Source organism: Chromatiaceae bacterium, assembly GCA_016714645.1.
In the GTDB taxonomy this organism is placed as follows: Bacteria; Pseudomonadota; Gammaproteobacteria; order Chromatiales; family Chromatiaceae; genus M0108.
Window position 1 is genome coordinate 944,920 of record JADKCI010000004.1, and the last position, 15,423, is coordinate 960,342.

A 15,423-nucleotide genomic window follows, 5' to 3' on the forward strand; every position below is an offset into this window, starting at 1 on the left:
ACTAACCCCGACCGCCCTGGGCCAGGAGGGCATCGATCTGCTGGGTGGCTTCTTCCCAATTCAGGCTATCGAAGCTGGGGTCGAAGCCATGCTTCTCGGCGAGGAAATAAGCGGCCTCCTTGATCATGGCCTCTCGCTCCCCGGCGGTTACGCCGGTAGGTTCTGATTTTGCCGCGGGCCTGGTGGCCGGAGCCCTGGCGGCGGGAACCGGAGTGGCTCTTGATGTCGCCCGGGTCGGTGCAGGTGTGGCACGGGTCGGGGCCGCTGGCGTGGGGGATGGACGCGTGGCCTTAGGGGCCGCGGCCGGGGTTGGGGCCTTGGGCGCCGTGGTCGAGGCGGCGTTTCGGGCGGGGCTGGCTGGCCGCGGGGCGGTGGTCCGCGCGGGTGCGGGCTTCTTGGCGACGGGTGTCGTGTCCGTGGCGGGGCTCCTGGTCACCGGCCTCCCCGGAGCGGCCGCGGCGGCGGGCGCCTTGCGGGTGGTGGTCTTTTTGGTGACGATTTTGTTGTCTTCAGCCATGGGTGATCGCTCTCCTCTAGATTGGGACGCGGGGCCGGCCAGCGGGCAATGCGCTGGTGCAAGCCCCGTTGGGCGGTGGATAATTTGGGTTGTGTCACCGGCAATGATATAGCGGGAATCCTGAATTCCGAAATGATTGGCCCGTGATTTTTTCTTGGGGTGAACGAGGATTACCGTGATCAGCCAACACTCCAGCCTCCGCGGTCATTTGGACTCCTCAGCCTGATGGGCGTCATGCTCCTGGGCCTCCCCTGGTGCCGCTCCTGGGCCGAACCCCTGCCCGGGGACCCTGCTGCGAGCGTCCGTGAGCAACCCGAGGCTGGGGTGGCCGCGGATCCCCGGGAGTGCCTGCTGCTGGGTCAGCGCTACGAGAATGGTATCGGCGTCCCCCAGGACCTGGATCGCGCCCTGGGCCGCTATTGCGAGGCCGCTCATCTTTGGCTCGCCGATGCCCGTTATCATCTGGGCTGGCTCTACGGCAGCGGCCGACTCGGCAAGATCGACGAAGTCCTCGCCGCCCCCTGGTTCAAGTCCGCCCTGGCCCTCGGCCACCCCCGGGCCAGCCAGCAACTGCAGTGTCTGGAGGCCACGAACCTGGATCTGGAGGCCGATCTCGCCTGTGTGCTCCGGGACGCCATGGTCGCCCACCGCATCATCGACCTCCGTCCCCCGGCGGCGCCCAGCCGACCCGCCGAATCCGACCCCAAGAGCGACAGCCCCCACCCCCCCGAGATCGGCTCCGCCGACATCATCGCCCTGGTCCAGCGCCTGGCGCCCGACTACCGCCTGGACCCCAATCTGGTCCTGGCCGTCATCGAGACCGAATCCAATTTTGCCATTGATGCCCTCTCCCCCAAGAACGCCCAGGGGCTGATGCAGCTCGTCCCTGCCACCGCCGAGTGCTTCGGGGTCGCCAATGTCTGGGATCCGGTGGACAACCTGCGGGGCGGCATGGCCTACCTGCGCTGGCTGCTCGATCACTTCAATGGCGATGTGGAATTGGCCCTGGCCCGCTACAACGCCGGCGAACAGGCGGTCGCCCGACATGGCGGCATCCCCCCCTATCCCGAGACCCAGGCCTATGTCAAACGCATCCAGCGCCGATTGGGCGCCGAGACCGGCCCCAAAGGGGAGCGGGCGGACCTGACGACTACCGAGGGCCGTCGAACCTAGTCGCATCGGAGGCCAGGACCGAGAGGCTCAATCCGGGATTCGGCCTTCAGACCGAAGGATCGCCACCAACATCATGAGTGCCTCAGAGGTCCAGGGCCTGGACCCGGGATCAGGGAGATTTCGATCGAATTGATCCGCGCGTCCATGTCCCGCTCAATCCGGAGGTCGCCCCAGCGGCGGGAAGTCCCTCGCTCTTCCGGCAGGAAGAGGTGGATGCCCGTTGGGTTTCCTGCCGGCGGCCCTTTGTGGTGACCGGCGGGGAACTGACCCTGCGGATGCTGGATCTCGAATTCGATGCCACGGCCAACTTCTCGGCGACCGACTTGCCGTGCAGGGTGATGTCCTGGGGCTGAATTTGGGTGCGTTTGACCAACCCGGACATCCGCGCCTTAGCTACTGGCATTTGCCAGCTGTGCATCACACCTCTCCAATTCTAGGTTGCGATCACCCATCGGCCCTCCACCAGGCTATTTACCCCTGGCCACACAGGCCTGATCGCACAGCTCACGGCTGGTGAAGGGCATGGGGCCATGGCAAGGGCCGTAGCTAAAGGCGCGACAGGTGTCGCTGGGGTAATCGTAGTAAAAGCCTGGGGTACGGCCCGCGCAATTGCCGGCTTTGGGCGTATCGAGGCAGAACACCGGGAGGTTGTTAGTGTCAACCCTAGGGGTCGCGCAGCCAACCAGCAGGACCAGGGACACAAGAGGCAAATAGAGAGGTATCAATCGCATGGCATTTCCGGGCGCGTCATCCGCCCGACGGGGCGGCGCGAAAGGCACGCATGGTACGTCCCAACGCCCGGTTCCGCTACTTGATTCATAATGGTTATCCCTTAGCGCCCTGGACACCGCCCTATGCTCCTCTCCGACACCGGCCTGCCGATGCCCGATTATGGCGGCGGGAGCATCGTCAACCTCATGGCCTCGCTCATTCGGGCCCAAGGGGGAGCGGCGGATTACCCCAACCTCCGGCTGCTACCACCAGAGGCGATTCAAGGCCATACCAACGTTCTCTTGTTGGTGATCGACGGCCTGGGAGCGAACTGGTTGGCGGAGCGCTCGCCGACGGGCATTCTGAGTCGCCACCAGCTCGGGACCATCACCTCGGTCTTCCCGACCACCACGGCCTCCGCCATCACCACCTTTCTGACCGGTGACGCGCCCCAGCAGCACGGCATCACCGGCTGGTTCACCTACTTCCGCGAACTGGGCTGCGTCATGAGCGTGCTGCCCGGGCATCCGCGTTATGGGGGCGTCGGCTACCGGCAGGCGGGGGTTGACCTGGCGTCGCTCCTAGGACATCGGTGCCTGGCAAGCCGGATTCGGACCCGCGCCTTCTTTCTCACCCCGGCCAAAATCGCCCATTCGGACTTCAATCTGGCGCACCTAGGACCGGCCCAGGCGCGCCCCTTCACGGACCTGCGGGATATGTTCCGCCAGGCCTCCCGCCTCCTGCGCGCGGATACTGACCCCAAATACCTCTATTTATACTGGCCCGGCCTGGATGGCCGGGGTCACGAGGCCGGCATGGCCAGCCCCCTGGCGGCGCGCCACCTGGGGGCCATCGAGCAGGCCCTTACCGATTTCATGGTCGCCAGCGCCGGCACCGACACCCTGGTGCTGGTGACGGCGGATCATGGGCTGATCGATACCGGACCCGGGGACCGCCTCGACCTGGCGGATCACCCGGAGCTGGCGACCTGCCTGTCCCTCCCCCTCTGCGGCGAACCCCGCGCCGCCTTCTGCTACCTGCGTCCGCGCCGCGTCCAGGCCTTCGAGGACTACTGCCAGCACGTCCTGGGCGGCCATGCCCTGCTTAGACCCAGCCAGGACCTGATCCAGCAGGGGCTGTTCGGCCAGGGCAAGCCTCATCCTGGGCTAGAGGAGCGGGTCGGGGACTACACCCTGCTGTTGAAGGGCAGGAGTGTCATTCGTGACCATTTGGCCAGCGAGAAGAGCCTGGTCCAGATTGGCGTCCATGGTGGTCTGAGCGAAACGGAGTTGGTCGTGCCCCTCTGCCGGTTGTAACCCTTTTACATCCGTGTCCAGGCGACTCCTCCCGCGAGAGTGGCTCCCTGGGTATTGCAAGGTGAACAAGGGCCTGCCGGGGGGGTGCCTCGCTTGCGGCAACTGCTCGCGGATTTGGCTGGCGGCGTAATCCAGCATCTCCACGCTCAATCAGGGATAAAGACCAATCCAGAAGGTATCGTTCATGATCCGGTCCGTGTTGGGCAAGTCGCCGGCGACACGATAGTGGCGTCCCTGGAAGTAGGGCTGGCGGGTGAGATTGCCGCCGAAGAGCAGGCGGGTGCCGATTTTATGCTGGTCCAGATGCCGCAGCAGATCGACCCGGGAGACGCCGGCCGCGGGCCTCAGGGTGATGGGGAAGCCGAACCAGGAGGGGTCGCTTCCAGGCGTGGCTTGGGGCAGGATCAGGAACTCCTCGCAAGCGCGCAGGCGTTCGTGCAGGTAGGTGAAGTTGGTTTTGCGGCGGGCGATGAAGTCCGGGAGCTTGTCGAGCTGGGCCAGACCGCAGGCGGCCTGCATGTCGGTGATCTTGAGGTTGTAGCCGGCGTGGAAGTAAGTGTATTTGTGGTCATAGCCGGCGGGCAGGCTGCCGAGCTGCCAGGTGAAGCGCTTTTTGCAGGTGTTGTCCTGGCCGGTGGCGCAGAAGCAGTCGCGGCCCCAGTCGCGGAAGGATTCCAGGAGGGGCTTGAGGGTGCCGTTATGGGTGAAGACGGCGCCGCCCTCGCCCATGGTGATGTGATGGGCGGGGTAGAAGCTGAGGGTGCCGATGTCGCCGAAGGTGCCGACTAATTGGCCCTGGTAGGTCGAGCCCAGGGCATCGCAGCAGTCTTCAATCAGCCAGAGGTGGTGCTGCCGGCAGAGCCGGGTGATGACCTCATCCCCGGGCTGGATGGCGCGCTCGCCCAGCTGGGGGGAGGTGAGGGTGGCGAAGGCGACGAGGTTGGCGGAGGAGCCGGAGTCGACGGTGATGAGGTGCTTGACGCCGAGGAAGCGGGCCAGGCGCTCTTCGAAGGCGTTGTTGAAGCGCCCGGTGGTGAGCCAGCCGTCGAGGGCGGCTTCGACCATGTTGTGCAACTCGGCGGCGTCGAGGAACTTGCCGGCGACCGGGACGGGGGTGATGCCGGGCTCGAAGGGGCGGGCGGCTAGGGTCAGGGCCGCAAAGTGGGGAATCTCTGCCGCCATGACCACCCGGTAAACGCTGGCCAAGGCGGCATCGGTCAACTGGGCTAGCGGTTTGATGGCCAGGCTGGCAGGCAGCGGGAAGGGCTTGTCGATCCGCAAAAAATGGGGAAGGGTAGCGGATCGCCATTAAAATCAGCCTTTCGCAAGGCGTGAGCGCGCTCCGCATCCTGGGGTGGGGTGGTGGTGAAGTGGAAGCGCACATCTCTGTTAGGGTCGGGGGCATTCATGGCCAGCGCCGGCCGTGCCCTGGTGGTCGATGACTCCGTGAAGGGGAAAGGTAGCTTGTAGATGCCCCCGACCGAATCCTAGAGATCATTCCAGATATCCTCCGCCGGGTTGGCTAATACCTCACGGGCGAAGCCTGTTTTGTCTTGGAGGTGGGCAATCGCGGTCTGTTCCGCCACTTGCTCATCGGCTTTCTCGTCATGGACGATCACCCGGATACGCGCACCCTGGGGGCTGGCGACCTGGAAGTTGACGTCGCCCCCCGGGCCAACGGCCAGGGTCTGTGCGGTGATCATCATGGGAAGCGGCCTCCTCGGCAAGGTCAAGGTAACCCGTGCGCCAATACGGTGGATCAGACTGGCTGATTTTCATAATCAATGAGTTCCAGAGGCGATCTGTCACGCATATCAGTGCCGACAGCTTGAGCCTGGTGCCAGGCCACGATACGACGGACGGTTTCATCCAGCGACTAGCGGGGCTGCCAGCCTAGCTGGCTCCTGGCCTTGGCGCAATCCAGTTTGAGGTAAGGGGCTGTGGGGTTGCGGCCTGGGGTCGAGCTGCCAGTTCCCTGCCCGCCGCCGGCCTGCCAGGCGGCAGTAAGGCGCTGGATGAGCCGCTGGATGGGTCTGGCGTCCTCGTCGTGGGGACCGAAGTTCCAGGCTTCGGCGAAGGTGGTGCCCTCGGTGTGGAGCCGTTCCGCCAGGAGCAGATAACCGGCCAGGGGTTCCAGGACGTGCTGCCAGGGGCGGACGGCCTGGGGGGACCGAATGGCGGCGGGCTCGCTCGCCGCGATGGCGCGCAACAGGTCGGGGATGAGGCGGGCCGCGGCCCAGTCGCCGCCGCCGATGACGTTGCCGGCGCGGGTGCTGGCGATCGCGACGCCGTGCTCGGCATGCTGGGCAGGGTTGAAAAAGGTGTCACGGTAGGCACGGGTGACCAGTTCGGCGCAGGCCTTGCTAGTGCTGTAAGGGTCCCGGCCGCCGAGGGGTTCGTTTTCCCGGTAGCCCCAGACCCATTAACGGTTCTCGTAGCACTTGTCACTGGTGACGATGACGACGGCACGGACGCCTGGGGTGTGGCGTACCGCCTCCAGCAGGTTGACGGTACCCATGACGTTGGTGGCGTAGGTTTCGACCGGGTCGCGGTAGCCCTGGCGGACCAGGGCCTGGGCGGCGAGGTGGAGGACGATTTCCGGGCTAGCGGCGCGCAGGGCCTCGTTCAGGCGGGTCGGGTCGCGGAGTTCGGCGAGGTGTGAGTCCATGCCGGTGGCGATGCGGGCGGCGGCGAAGAGGCCGGGCTGGGTCGGGGGGCGAGGGCGTAGCCGGTGATCCGGGCGCCAAGATGTTGCAGCCAGAGGCTGAGCCAACTGCCCTTGAGGCCGGTGTGGCCGTGATGCCAGGGAGCGGCACCACTGGCCCACAGCTGCTCCAGGTAGATGCGGTCGCGCAGAGTGTCCATGGGGTGCCAGAATCCGGGGTGGCGGTAGGCTACCAACTCGCACTGTCGGACCAGGCTGGCGATGGGGCCGTCCTCCCAGGCGATGTCATCGCCGCCTAGGAGGTCTAGGGTGGAAAAGCGTCGGACCCGGCCCAGGCGGCCGCCAGTCCGGGTCTGCTCGCCGGTATCCACCAGGGTGATGCGCCAGGGTTCTGCATAGCGTTGGTGGATGTCGATGCGGTTGGTGGTGAGGTCGAGGGTCAGGTCGGAATTGTGGAGCAGGTAATTGGTGAAGTATTCCTTGATGAGGTAGCCCTTGTAGCCCAGGCAGATGATGAAGTCGTTGAGGCCATGGTGGGAATAGGTCTTGAGGATGTGCCAGAGGATCGGCTTGCCGCCGATCTCGACCATGGGCTTGGGCTTGATCTGGGTCTCCTCGGCAAGCCGGGTGCCCAGGCCGCCGGCCAGGATGGCGGCCTTCATAGTCCCTAGGTGTCGTGGCCGGTGGCTCGCTTGAACTGGGTGGCGTGGCACTTGGGGCAGGGGGGGATGCGGCCGGTCTTGTGGAGGTGGATCTCGGCGCCGCAGGCGGTACAGAGGAGGGTGCCGGGGCCGGAGATTTCGCCGGTGTGGTAGCCGATGGTATGGCGGGCCTGGTCCGCCCAGTTGCGCAGTTGCAGGCTGGTCTGGTCGGCGACGCTGGTGAACATTTCCAGCAGGCGCTGCTCCACCTGATCCAGGTCGAAGCGCCACCATTGGCGCAGGTCGGCGCCGGTCTCGGTGATGTAGGTGGCGGCGTCCTTGATGTCGCGCTCGATGTAGTCGGCCACCTTGGCGGCCTCCTCGCGGGTGAGCTCGCCAAACTCCACCATCTGGTCGCGGCTCTTCTCCAGCAGCTCGCGCAGGGCGGGCATGGTCTCCTGCCCGGCCTTGGCCAGGGATTCGTGGGTGCGCTTGAGCATCTCCTCGTAGGCTTGGACCATCTTGTCGAGGGCGGCGGGCTTGTCGTTGTCGCTCATGGTGGGCTCCGGGTGGTGGCGGTGGATGCGGTGGGTGGGGGCTTCGGTGCGTCCCCTGTGCCAAGTTTGCCCCATGGTGGGGAAATGGCAAGCATTGAATGCCTTCCCCTGAATCCTATAAGGGCGCCGTCTCGGTCCCTTCCTCGTAACGATAGCCGACCCCATAGACGGAGTGGATCAGTTCCTGCTCCGGGGCCAGCTCCTCTAATTTGCGGCGCAGTTTCTTGACGTGGCTGTCGATGGTGCGATCCGAGACGACGCGGTGGTCTCGGTAGATGCGCTCCATGAGGCGCTCGCGGGAGAAAATGCGGCCGGGGGCGGCATGAAGGGTGGCGAGGAGGCTGAATTCCACCGCCGTGAGTTCGATGGCGCGCTCCCGCCAGTGGACGCGCAGGGTGGCGGCGTCCAGGGTGAGGCGGCTGACCTCGCCGCCCGCCTTGGCGCCGGGGGTGGCGGCCTGGGTGCGGCGGAGAACGGCCTTGACCCGCGCCACCAACTCCCGGGGGCTGTAGGGTTTGCAGACATAGTCGTCGGCGCCCAGTTCCAGGCCAAGGAGGCGGTCGATTTCCTCGACGCGGGCGGTGGTCATGATGATGGGGACCGGGCTGAAGGCGCGGAGGTCGCGGCACAAGTCCAGGCCATCATGGCCGGGTAGCATGAGGTCGAGAAGGACCAGGGCGGGTTGATGGGCACGCACCCAGTCGGCCACGAGGGTGCCGTCGGCGAGGATCTGGGTGCCGTAGCCAGCGGCGGTGAGGTAATCGGCGACCAGGCGGGCGAGGCGGTCCTCGTCCTCGACAATCAGAATTTGGTCGGTCATGGAGTGGCACCTTGGAGGGGCAGGCGGAGACGAATCCAGAGACCGCCAAGGGGGGAGGGTTGGGCGCTGATGTCCCCGCCATGAGCCTCGGCGATGTTACGGGCGATGGCAAGGCCGAGTCCGGCACCGCCCGTGTTGCGGCCGCGAGAGGCCTCGACTCGGTACAGGCGGTCGAACAGCGGGTCCAGGGCGGCCTCGGGCACGCCGGGGGCCGTGTCCTGGAAGTCGATGTGCAACTCGCCGGGCAGGCGGGTGAGGAGGATGCGTAATTCGCCGGCGGGGTCGGTGTACTGGAGGCTGTTCTGCAGCAGGTTGCGGAAGAGTTGGGACAAACGGTGGCCGTCCGCCCATAGCACCGGGGGTTCCGTCAGCGGGTTGTGGAGGCTGAGTCCCAGGCCGGCCGCGGCGAAGCGGGGGCGGAAGGCGTCCAGGTCCGCCGCCAGGATTTCCAGGATATCGGTATCTCCTTTGCGATAGCTGAGGGCGCCGAGGTCCGTCATCGATAGCTCATGCAGGTCATCCACCAGCCGGCCCAGGCGCAGGGTGTCGCCGTGGAGGGCCTCCAGGGTCCGGGGCCCCAGGGGACGCACGCCGTCCTGGGCGGCCTCGATCTCGGCGCGCAGCAGGGCCAGGGGGGTGCGCAGTTCGTGGGAGATATCCGCCATCCAGCGCCGTCGCGCCTGCTCGTTGGCCTCCAGGGTCTGGGCCAGGGCGTTGAGGTCGCGGCCAAGTCGGCCCAGTTCATCATCCCCCTGGCTGGCGGCCCGGGCGGCATAGTCGCCGGAGGCCAGGCGCCGCGCCGTATCCTGGAAGCCGCGCACAGGCTTGGCCAGGCGATGGGCCAGGGGAAAGGTGAAGAGGGCCGAGAGCAGAACCATGGCGAGGGCGATGAGCAGCAGGGCCTGGCCCTGGCTTTCCTGGAACCGCAACTCGCCGGATTCGGGCAGGAAGGGGCCCTGGATCAGGGCTAGCTCGCCGATGCGCTCCTCGTCCAGCCGGAGGGGGAAGCGGGGCGTCCCGGGGAGCAATTCCGGCTGGGCCTGGATGGGGGTGCCGTCCTGGTCCAGCAGCATGAGGCGCATCTCCAGGGGCAGGGGTGGGCCATCGGGCTGACGCGCCCGCTCCACCGCCGGGGTGGGGGGCCAGATGCCGGGTTCTTCGAACCGATGTCGCATCATGCGTGCCTGGTGGCGCCGGGGGCCGCTGCGCGGGGCCCAGTCCTGGGGATTCTGGCCAACAGGATCCTCCGACCGGCCGAAGCCGGTGAGGATACCGATCCAGATGCCCTTGTCCGCGGTGATCTGTTGCCAACCGCCATCCAGGCCGTAGCGCTCGACCAGGCGTTCAACAATCTGCTCCAGTCGTTCCTGCTGGCGGCTTTCGGCCAGTTCCAGGAGTCCATTGTTGAAGGACCAGGCCATGAAGGCGTGCATGCCCGCTACCGCCAGGGAACTGGCGGTCAAGAGGGTCAGGAAGAGCTTGGTGCGGATGGAGAAGGTCATGGGGACAAGATTATGGCTGGCCAGGGTGCAGCAAGTAAGGAAAGTTGGGCTGGGCCTCCAGCCATTGGGTGTCCTCGGGGGCATTGAGGTTGGCGAAGCCCAGGGGGCAGTCGCTGAAGTCCACCTGGGTCAGCCGATGCTGGGCCTGCCAGGTATCGAGGCGCCGCTCCCCGGCGGCCAGATAGCGTTGCAGACTGGGGGCGAGCGTCACGGGCAGCAGGGCATGGACCGGCTGGATCCGCTCGGCATCCCGGGCTACTGCGATCTCGGCATCCGTCAGGATCAGGGCCGCGGCCAGGCGTTGTGCAAGATCGGCGGGCGGATAGGGTCCATCGCAGGGCAGGGTCAGAATCCAGGGGGTCTCGGCGACCGCCATGGCGGTGGCGATGCCCGCCAGGGGACCTGGAAAGCCCGCGATCCGGTCCGCGACCAGGGGGTAGCCCAGGGCCGCGTAGGCCTCGGTATTGCGGTTGGCGTTAATGAGGATGCGCCCGACCTGGGGCCTCAGGGCCGCGATCACCCAGGCCACCAAGGGCCGTCCGCCGAAGGGGATGAGGCCCTTGTCCTGGCCCCCCATGCGGCGTGCCCGGCCCCCGGCGAGGATGACGCCGGTGATGGTGTCGCGGGTCGGTTGTGCCATGGCGGATGTTGGGGCCTGGTCAGCTTTTCGAGGGGTCGGTTTAGCGCCATCATGTGCATCCGGGGCGTCCACCGAGCGTGAAGGTATGAGCATGGTAACTAAGAGTCCAAAGATAAGTCTTGATGAAGGGTCGGCCTCCGGGAGGGGCGCCTGGGCTGTTCGCCCCTGGCTTGGACGGGTGCTGTTCGGACTCCTGGGGCTCCTGCTGGTGGCGGGGCTGCGGGGGTGGCTGACCGAGGCGGAGCGGGCGGGCGGCCAGGGGGACGCGACCCCGTCGGCGGCCGGCGCTCAACACTCCCCATCGCCACGGGGAGAGGGGGCTGCCCACTCGCCCGCCAACCTCGGCTCCCTGGCCCCCGTTCTGCCCAAGACCTCGAGCCCCCTGGCCGCGGGGGAGGGTGCGGCGGCGCGGGAGGAGCGGCTCCTGGTCTCCCGGTTGCGCCGTCAGGGCGTCCTGGCCGAGGGGGCCGAGAGCCTGACTCGCCAGGAGTTGGTGCTCTACCCGGAACTGCTGACGCGCATCGCCGACTCGTCCAACTGGATGCCGGAACTGATGAAGGCCAGCAGCTCCATCCTGCCCCGGGGCGATGGCGAGCCGACCCTGCTGTCCCTCGATCGGGTGGCGGCGGATTCCGTCCTTTGGGAGTTTGGCCTGCGGGAGGGGGATGTCATTGCCCTGATCGATGGCGAGATCCCGCGCTTCAGCCCGCCCCGGGCCCTGGATTACATCCGCAAGGCGGATGAGGTCATGGCCGCCCTGGACAAGGGGGAGCCGGCCTCCCTGACGGTTCTGCGTCATGGCCAGCCGCTCCATCTGGTGTTCCGGCGCTGGTAGCCGGCTAGGACCCTTCCTCTGGGGCCAGGCCGCTGACCTCCTCCTGCATCTGGTAAAGGGCGCTGGAGTCGAGTTCCCCCAGGCCGCGACCCAGGAGGGCATTGAGATATTGGGCCACGAGGGCCGTACCCGGGAGGGCGAGGCCAAGTTCGTGGGCGGCCTCCAGGACCAGGCGCAGATCCTTCTGATGCAGGCGGGCCTTGAAGCCGGGATTGAAGTCGCGGTCGATCATGCGCTGGCCGTGAATCTCCAGGACCCGGCTGTTGGCGGAGCCGCCGAGGAGGGCGGCACGGACCTTGGCGGGGTCTACCCCGGAGGCGCGGGCCAGGAGCAGGGCCTCGCCGACCCCGGCCAGGGTGTTGGAGATGGCGATCTGGTTGCAGGACTTGCAGACCTGGCCCGCGCCATGGCCGCCGATGTGGACGATATTCCTGCCCAGGATCTCGAACAGGGGCCTGACCCGCGCGAAGACCGCCGCCTCGCCGCCGACCATGATGGAGAGGATGCCCTGGATGGCGCCGATCTCGCCCCCCGAGACGGGGGCATCGAGCATCTCCACCCCCTGTTCGCCCAGCCGCCGGGCCAGGGCGCGGGTGGCGGCGGGGGAGATGGTGCTCATGTCTACCACCACCAGACCCGGGCGGGCACCGGCGAGGACGCCCTGGTCTCCCAGTATCACCTGCTCCACGTCCGCGGTATCCGCAACCAGGGTGAAGAGAATGTCCACCTGCCGCGCCACCTCGGCCGGGCTGGCGCAGGCGATGGCGCCGGCCGCGACCAGGGGGGCCATGGACTCGGTACGGCGGGCGTGGACCTGGAGGGGATAGCCGGCCAGGCGCAAGTTCAGGGCCATGGGCCGGCCCATGATACCGAGGCCAATGAAGCCTATCTTCGTCTGCATGGGCGGATCCTCAGTGCAGGGTGCTCTGGTGGAAGGAGGGCAGAAAATCCGGGCGGATCTCCGGTGGCATCTGGAGATGGAAGCCCTGGGTGTCCAGGTTGGTCATGACCTTGACCACGTCCTCCCGCGCCAACTGGCGTGCCGGGTGGAGGTCCAACTCCATCACGAAGACCGGTGGACCGAAACGGTCCAGCAGGGCCTGTGGCAGGGCCGCGAAGCCCTCCTTGGCGCTCAGGTAGAGGTACATCTCTTCCTTGCGGGGGCTCTTGTAAATCCAGCAGGGGCGGGGTTCCTGGCTCATGCGCATGGGGCCTCGGTGGTTCGGGGGTCGGGGGCGCTACTGTACCTCTTCAGCCCCCGGCCGAACCAATCCGGGTTCAGGCGCCGTGCCGTGGCCGCGCCCAGCGTCGCACGGCGTACTTGCGGGTCTCTTCCAGGAGGCCAAAGGCCAGGGCCAGGAGGGCGATCAGTCCCCAGAGGCCCGGCTCGAAGGCCTGGGTGCCAAACATCCAGTTACCGGGGGCCGTGAAAATGATGAGGATCAAGAGGCCCAACTCAACCGCCAGGCCCAGGAGCAGGAGGCGATTCCCGAAGGGGGGCAGGGACCAGGCGGCGTTACGGGGGTGGCGGCAGATGAAGACATTGACGATCTGAGCGGCGACGATGGCCGCCAGACAGGCGGTGGTGGCCTGCAAATAGAGGGGATCCCGAGGGTCGAGGGGGGTGCCGTAGCTCCAGTCACCCAGGTGCAGGACGAAGAAAAAGGCCACCAAGGCCGCGATCGCCTGGAGCGGTCCCAGCCAGAGGTAAGCCCTTGCCACCAGCGACCAGGAGAGCAGCCGCTCCTGGGCCGGTCGGGGTGGCTGGCGCATGACGCCGGGGTCCGGTCGTTCGGCCCCCAGGGCCAGGGCGGGAAACATGTCGGTGCCCAGATCCACGGCCAGGATCTGGATGATGGTCAGGGGCAGGGGCACCCGCAGCAGTACGTAAACAAGGAAAGGCGCCAGCTCCGGGATATTTGAGGTCAGGATGTAGGTCAGGAACTTGCGGATGTTGTCGAAGACGGCGCGGCCTTCCTCGATGGCATTGACGATACTGGCGAAATTGTCGTCCAGCAGGATCATGTCCGCCGCTGATTTGGCCACGTCCGTGCCGGACAGCCCCATGGCAATGCCGATGTGGGCGGATTTGAGGGCCGGGGCGTCGTTCACGCCATCCCCGGTAACCGCGACGATCTCGCCCTTACGCTTGAGGGCATTGACGATCAGCATCTTTTGCTCGGCGGTGACGCGGGCGAAGAGGATCTCGGGGCTGTCGAGGGCGGTTTGAAGTTGCGCCTTGGTCAGGCGGCGCAGGGATTCACCCAGAATGACGCGCGGGCGTTCCCCCTGGACGAGGCCGATCTCGCGGGCGATCGCCTGGGCGGTGTGGGGGTGGTCGCCGGTGACCATGATGACCTTGATGCCCGCCGAGCGGCAACGGGCGATGGCCTCGGGCACCTCGGGCCGGGGGGGGTCGTAAAGGCCGATCAGGCCGGACAACACCAACCCCTCTTCCCGGGGCTTGGCGTCGGCCTCCAGCCGCCGCCAGGCACAGGCCAGGACGCGCAGGCCGGCATCGGCCATACCCTGTTGGGCCTGGACGATGGCGTGGTGGTCCTGCCTATCAAAGGGCTCGGTGCCACCGTCCGTTTCGATCTCCGCGCACAGGGGCATGACAGCCTCCGGCGCCCCCTTGCAGTAGAGCCAGCGCTCCCCGCCCTGGGTGACGATGACCGACATGCGGCGGCGTTCGCTGTCGAAGGGCAGCTCACCCCTGGGAGTCATGTCGGCAAAGCTCCTGGTCTGGCTAGCGAATTCAACCAGGGCCAATTCCATCGGATCACCGAGCCAGACCGGCTGGCCCGCCCGGGTGCCCTGTTTCAGGCTGTGACAGACGGACAGGTTGCGCAGTAGCCGGGTGGCCCCTGGCTCGTCCAAGGGCAGGGGGCCCTCCCGCAGCCGGCCCTGACAGTAAGTCCGCCTTACCGCCATGCGGTTTTGGGTCAGGGTTCCCGTCTTGTCACTACAGATCACGGTCGTGGCCCCCAGGGTCTCGACCGCCGGCAGGTGGCGGATCAGGGCCTGACGCTTGGCCATGCGCTGGGTGGCCATGGCCAGGGACAGGGTCACGGTGGGCAGCAGGCCCTCGGGGACGTTGGCGACGATGATACCAATGGCGAACATGAGGTTGGCCCAAAAGGGCAGGCCCAGGAAGAGGCCGATCAGGAAAAACAGCAGTCCCAGCCCGGTGGCAAAGACCGCGACCAGCCGCGAGAGCCGGGCGATCTCTTGTTGCAGGTGGGAGGGCGCGCTCTCGGCGGTCTGGGTCAGGTGGGCGATCTGGCCAAATTCGGTGTGCATGCCGGTGGCAAAGACGAGGGCCCGGCCCTCGCCAGCGACCAGGGAGGTCCCGGCCAGCAGCAGGTTGCGGGTCTCCAGGGTGGTCTTGCCTGCGGGGCAGTCTTCGGCATTCTTGACCTTGGGTAGGGACTCACCCGTGAGGGTGGCGGTATTGACGCGGATCTCGGCGCTGGCGATCAGGCGGCAATCGGCGGGCACATTGTCGCCAGCCTCCAGCAGGATGATGTCGCCGGGCACCAGGAACTCCACCGGGAGGGTCGTCAACTGGCCGTCGCGCACCACCTTGGCGGTCTGGGGTAGCAGTTTGCGCAGGGCGTCGATGGCGCGCTGGGCGCGATATTCCTGCCAGTAGGAGAAGCTGCCGTTGATCAGAATGACGGCGAGGATGGCGATGCCAAGCTGCCACATCCCCGCGCCCGGGTCGCGGGACTCGGCAAAAAAAGCGAGGCCGGCGGCCACCCAGAGGATGATGGCGAAGAAGTGGGTGAACTCCCGCAGCAGGCGCCGCCATTCCGGCTCGGCCCCGATGGCCAGGATGCGGTTTTCGCCATACTCCCGCAGCCGCCGCTCGGCCTCGCTGGCCGTCAGCCCGGTTTCGGCGGTGCCCAGGCTTTGCAGGGCCGCGGGGATGTCAAGATTAGCCAGGTGCATGCCGTCAGCTTAGGCCAGGATGCCCCCTTTTCCTAGGCGTGGCCTGGCGGGTCGCCGCCCTGGGAAGGGGCGGTTTCGTGACCGGTATCAGG

At 66.9% G+C, this 15,423-nt stretch carries 17 protein-coding genes and 1 pseudogene; 4 read left to right on the plus strand and 14 right to left on the minus strand.

Going from position 1 to position 15,423, the window contains the following annotated elements:
- Nucleotide 1 precedes the first annotated feature (1 nt).
- A complete protein-coding gene (locus IPN92_16210) occupies nucleotides 2–517 on the minus strand; it encodes a DUF2934 domain-containing protein (protein MBK8639735.1) in 516 nt (171 codons plus the stop codon).
- A 225-nt stretch (nucleotides 518–742) separates the two neighbouring features.
- Here IPN92_16210 and IPN92_16215 point away from each other — a divergent pair, with 225 nt between their 5' ends.
- Nucleotides 743–1,690 carry a transglycosylase SLT domain-containing protein gene (locus IPN92_16215; GenBank protein MBK8639736.1) on the plus strand — a complete coding sequence of 316 codons (948 nt, stop codon included), beginning with the start codon at nucleotides 743–745 and terminating at the stop codon, nucleotides 1,688–1,690.
- 77 nt (nucleotides 1,691–1,767) lie between these two features.
- Entirely contained in the window at nucleotides 1,768–2,043 is a 276-nt protein-coding gene (locus IPN92_16220) for a hypothetical protein (protein MBK8639737.1), read from the plus strand.
- Between the two features lie 114 nt (nucleotides 2,044–2,157).
- Here IPN92_16220 and IPN92_16225 read toward each other — a convergent pair whose 3' ends face one another.
- A complete protein-coding gene (locus IPN92_16225; GenBank protein ID MBK8639738.1) occupies nucleotides 2,158–2,421 on the minus strand; it encodes a proteinase inhibitor I4 serpin in 264 nt (87 codons plus the stop codon).
- Nucleotides 2,422–2,544: 123 nt separating this feature from the next.
- Here IPN92_16225 and IPN92_16230 point away from each other — a divergent pair, with 123 nt between their 5' ends.
- Entirely contained in the window at nucleotides 2,545–3,717 is a 1,173-nt protein-coding gene (locus tag IPN92_16230; protein MBK8639739.1) for an alkaline phosphatase family protein, read from the plus strand.
- A gap of 150 nt (nucleotides 3,718–3,867) precedes the next feature.
- On the opposite strand, the gene rfbH is transcribed toward IPN92_16230, so the two are convergent.
- The 9 genes and pseudogenes from rfbH to mobA all read right to left on the minus strand — a co-directional run bounded on the left by rfbH (nucleotide 3,868) and on the right by mobA (nucleotide 10,542).
- On the minus strand, nucleotides 3,868–4,899 hold the full coding sequence (gene rfbH / locus IPN92_16235; protein MBK8639740.1) for a lipopolysaccharide biosynthesis protein RfbH: 1,032 nt from the start codon (nucleotides 4,897–4,899) through the stop codon (nucleotides 3,868–3,870).
- Nucleotides 4,900–5,204: 305 nt separating this feature from the next.
- Nucleotides 5,205–5,423, minus strand: coding sequence for a hypothetical protein (locus tag IPN92_16240; protein MBK8639741.1), 219 nt, complete (start codon nucleotides 5,421–5,423; stop codon nucleotides 5,205–5,207).
- A gap of 170 nt (nucleotides 5,424–5,593) precedes the next feature.
- The gene (locus IPN92_16245; protein ID MBK8639742.1) at nucleotides 5,594–5,926 is read right to left on the minus strand and encodes a hypothetical protein; all 333 of its coding nucleotides are present in this window, start codon (nucleotides 5,924–5,926) and stop codon (nucleotides 5,594–5,596) included.
- A gap of 213 nt (nucleotides 5,927–6,139) precedes the next feature.
- The gene (locus IPN92_16250) at nucleotides 6,140–6,385 is read right to left on the minus strand and encodes a GDP-mannose 4,6-dehydratase (GenBank protein ID MBK8639743.1); all 246 of its coding nucleotides are present in this window, start codon (nucleotides 6,383–6,385) and stop codon (nucleotides 6,140–6,142) included.
- Nucleotides 6,386–6,519: 134 nt separating this feature from the next.
- Nucleotides 6,520–7,044: pseudogene (locus tag IPN92_16255) on the minus strand (NTP transferase domain-containing protein).
- Nucleotides 7,045–7,049: 5 nt separating this feature from the next.
- Nucleotides 7,050–7,580, minus strand: a complete 531-nt coding sequence (locus IPN92_16260; GenBank protein MBK8639744.1) for a zinc ribbon-containing protein — start codon at nucleotides 7,578–7,580, stop codon at nucleotides 7,050–7,052.
- A 115-nt stretch (nucleotides 7,581–7,695) separates the two neighbouring features.
- Nucleotides 7,696–8,400 carry a response regulator gene (locus IPN92_16265; GenBank protein ID MBK8639745.1) on the minus strand — a complete coding sequence of 235 codons (705 nt, stop codon included), beginning with the start codon at nucleotides 8,398–8,400 and terminating at the stop codon, nucleotides 7,696–7,698.
- Complete coding sequence (locus tag IPN92_16270; GenBank protein MBK8639746.1) at nucleotides 8,397–9,902, minus strand: HAMP domain-containing protein; 1,506 nt, start codon at nucleotides 9,900–9,902, stop codon at nucleotides 8,397–8,399. Before IPN92_16270 ends, IPN92_16265 begins: the two co-directional genes overlap by 4 nt.
- Before the next feature lie 10 nt (nucleotides 9,903–9,912).
- Nucleotides 9,913–10,542 (minus strand): molybdenum cofactor guanylyltransferase, encoded by a 630-nt coding sequence (mobA, locus tag IPN92_16275; GenBank protein MBK8639747.1) that lies wholly within the window; start codon nucleotides 10,540–10,542, stop codon nucleotides 9,913–9,915.
- Between the two features lie 178 nt (nucleotides 10,543–10,720).
- On the opposite strand from mobA, the gene IPN92_16280 reads away from it, so the two are divergent.
- Nucleotides 10,721–11,377: a hypothetical protein gene (locus tag IPN92_16280; GenBank protein MBK8639748.1), complete on the plus strand. Its 657-nt coding sequence runs from the start codon at nucleotides 10,721–10,723 to the stop codon at nucleotides 11,375–11,377.
- 4 nt (nucleotides 11,378–11,381) lie between these two features.
- Here the strand turns inward: IPN92_16280 and IPN92_16285 are convergent, their stop codons facing one another.
- The 3 genes from IPN92_16285 to IPN92_16295 all read right to left on the minus strand — a co-directional run bounded on the left by IPN92_16285 (nucleotide 11,382) and on the right by IPN92_16295 (nucleotide 15,331).
- Nucleotides 11,382–12,278 (minus strand): 2-hydroxy-3-oxopropionate reductase, encoded by an 897-nt coding sequence (locus IPN92_16285; protein ID MBK8639749.1) that lies wholly within the window; start codon nucleotides 12,276–12,278, stop codon nucleotides 11,382–11,384.
- A 10-nt stretch (nucleotides 12,279–12,288) separates the two neighbouring features.
- Nucleotides 12,289–12,579 carry a YcgL domain-containing protein gene (locus tag IPN92_16290; GenBank protein MBK8639750.1) on the minus strand — a complete coding sequence of 97 codons (291 nt, stop codon included), beginning with the start codon at nucleotides 12,577–12,579 and terminating at the stop codon, nucleotides 12,289–12,291.
- 76 nt (nucleotides 12,580–12,655) lie between these two features.
- Nucleotides 12,656–15,331 (minus strand): cation-transporting P-type ATPase, encoded by a 2,676-nt coding sequence (locus IPN92_16295; GenBank protein MBK8639751.1) that lies wholly within the window; start codon nucleotides 15,329–15,331, stop codon nucleotides 12,656–12,658.
- Between the last annotated feature and the right edge of the window lie 92 nt (nucleotides 15,332–15,423).